The organism is Alcanivorax sp. HI0083, assembly GCF_001635175.1.
Window position 1 is genome coordinate 1 of sequence record NZ_LWFX01001349.1, and the last position, 2188, is coordinate 2188.

The 2188-nt window shown below is 58.4% G+C and carries 3 protein-coding genes; 1 reads left to right on the top strand and 2 read right to left on the bottom strand.

Features of this window, described 5'->3' with window-relative positions:
- Positions 1-54: 54 nt before the first annotated feature.
- Positions 55-261, bottom strand: a complete 207-nt coding sequence (locus A3754_RS20090) for a cold-shock protein (RefSeq protein WP_035235160.1) — start codon at positions 259-261, stop codon at positions 55-57.
- Positions 262-566: 305 nt separating this feature from the next.
- On the opposite strand from A3754_RS20090, the gene A3754_RS20095 reads away from it, so the two are divergent.
- Entirely contained in the window at positions 567-1130 is a 564-nt protein-coding gene (locus A3754_RS20095; RefSeq protein ID WP_063521107.1) for a CoA pyrophosphatase, read from the top strand.
- Between the two features lie 158 nt (positions 1131-1288).
- Here the strand turns inward: A3754_RS20095 and A3754_RS20100 are convergent.
- On the bottom strand, positions 1289-2188 hold a 900-nt coding region (locus A3754_RS20100), incomplete at its 5' end, for a sterol desaturase family protein (RefSeq protein WP_063521108.1).

The window sequence follows — 2188 nt, forward strand, 5'->3', positions numbered from 1 at the left end:
TTAGAGAATCAAAAAAGGCGCCACAAGGGCGCCTTTTTTTACTGGAACAATCGCTTACAGAGCGACGATGTTCTCAGCTTGCGGGCCTTTCGGGCCCTGGGTCACGGTGAACTCAACCGCTTGGCCTTCGGCCAGGGTCTTGAAGCCGGAACCTTGGATGGCGCTGAAGTGAGCGAAAACGTCCGGGCCGTTTTCCTGCTCCAGGAAACCAAAACCTTTTGCTTCGTTGAACCACTTAACGGTGCCTTTAACTGTAGACATATCTCTAATCCTGAAAAATGAAGTTTTGCCTTTACGGCAGGTGTAGCTGAAAAACGGAGACTTGGACTTCAGAACTGCAGGACGAGTTATACAATGTAAACAACGAAATGGAGTACGTGATTCAAGCGCGATCTTTTAGCTGGGCCAGAACATAACCCTATTATTGCTCCGTGTACAGCTAAATCGTACCGGATCGACGTTCGGGGAGGGCGGTCCGCGCTGATTGGGGGCGCTCCCATGGCCTGGCGTGGTGAGAGCAGCCAGAGTGCTATGCTGGGCGCATCTTAGCCAATAGCGAGGCCGTCGTGCCCCCACTGACCTGGCTTAACAGAGCCCGCCCACAGAAATTGCCCTTCCGGCGCCGCGTCACCCGTGCCGCCGTAGCGTTGATTTATCGCGGCGGGATAACCGAGGGCGAGCTATTCTTTATCCAGCGCGCTCATCGCCCCGGCGACCCCTGGTCCGGAGACATGGCCTTCCCCGGTGGGCGCCTGCAAACCGGGGATACCTCCAGCCGTGACACCGCCATGCGTGAAACCGTTGAAGAAACCGGGCTCGACCTGTACCAGAGCGGGCACTACCAGGCGCGCCTGACAGACCGACTGACCCGCCACCACAGCCGCTGGCGGCCCATGGTGGTCACGCCCCATGTGTTTGCCTGGCAGGGCGACGACGTGCTGCGCCTGAACCACGAAGCCCGCCACGGCGTATGGATTCCGCTGGACTACCTGAGCAACCCGGACAACCGAAGTACGCTTGCCCTCCGCACGCCCGTGGGGCGGGTTACTCTGCCGTGCTGCCGTTATCAGGGGTACTGCATCTGGGGGTTGAGTTATCGAATGACGGTGGAGTTTTTGGGGCGGCGGTGAGGGTTGCATGGGGCTGCTTGGGCGAGTCCATTCTCGGGAATCGGAGCAGGCCAGCAAGGTAGTGGTGTGTATCTTCAGTTTAGGCCCTTGCTTCGTTTGCGAGTAGTGGGCTGTCGGGCGGAAATTTCCGAAGAAAGTCTCCGCCTGTCGCGCCACTCTTATCCTTCCTGCTGCGCTGCTATGGCGGGTACGTTTTTCTTGGCGTGTTGGTTCTGCGCTTCCGGTCGTTGCCATTCCGGCGTCGCCCACAGGTGTTTCAGTCGCAGCCACAACGGCCCCGGCTTCGCCATATCCTTAAACAATGCAATGAACTCATGCAGCGTCAGGGTGATCGGATTGTAGCTGTGGATCTGGCGGGTGATGCCGTATTCCGGCGGCAGGTCGTCGCGCTCTTCCACGACGGTGCCGAACAGGCGATCCCAGATAATCAGAGTGCCACCGAAATTGCGGTCGATATATTCCGGGTTGCGGCCGTGGTGCACGCGATGGTGTGACGGCGTGTTGAAAATGAACTCGATCGGCCGCGGCAGTTTCTTTATCCACTGGGTGTGAATAAACCATTGGTAAGACAGGTTCGCTGCCAGCGCGAACAGGCCCCAGGCAGGATCAAAGCCCAGCAGTACCGGCGGCAGGAAAAACAGGAACAGCCCGCTGAACGCATACAGCGTGCTCTGGCGGCCAGCGGTGGTGAAATTCATGTGCTCGGAGGCATGGTGCACCACATGGGTGGCCCAGAACCAGCGCACCTTGTGGGCGGTCACGTGGTAAACGTAGAACAGGAAGTCCACCATCAAAAACAACAGCGCAAAGGTCCACGGGGTGATGGCAATGTCCATCAGCCGGTAGCTGTACACCCAGTCCAGAATGGCGAACACGAACAAGGCATTCACCACCACCTCCAGCAGCACATAGCTGGCGCCCAGCGTCATGCTGGCAGCGGAATCCTTGAGGCTATAGATACCGGTGCCACGAAAGCGCCAGGCCTCGAGAACGATAGTCAGGCCGAACAGCGGCATCATGGCTACCAGCAGCAGCTCCTTGATGTCCGCGTTCTGGTA

Excerpts from the sequence above, each read along its gene's own strand:
- A3754_RS20090 (WP_035235160.1), bottom strand. The coding sequence starts at position 261 with ATGTCTACAGTTAAAGGCACCGTTAAGTGGTTCAACGAAGCAAAAGGT.